Source organism: Inquilinus sp. OTU3971, assembly GCF_038440215.1.
Genome location: NZ_JASATH010000482.1, coordinates 1 through 221 on the forward strand (window position 1 = coordinate 1; position 221 = coordinate 221).

At 72.4% G+C, this 221-nt stretch carries 1 pseudogene; it reads right to left on the reverse strand.

Annotated features, from left to right (window positions below):
* Positions 1–221, reverse strand: a pseudogene (locus tag AAHM41_RS40515) (calcium-binding protein); the annotation flags it as partial.

A 221-nucleotide genomic window follows, 5' to 3' on the forward strand; every position in this document is an offset into this window, starting at 1 on the left:
GGCGTCGCCGCCGCTGCCGGTGCCGGTGGCGAGGCTGACCGTGACCCCGGCCGCGCTGTCGGAGTAGCTGGCGGTGTCGATCCCGGCACCGCCCTGCAGCGCATCGGCGCCTGCCCCGCCGACGAGGACGTCATCGCCGTTCCAGCCCTGCAACGTGTTGGCCCCGGCATTTCCGTTGAGGATGTCGTTGCCCTGGCTGCCGGAGAGGATCTCGATCCCGG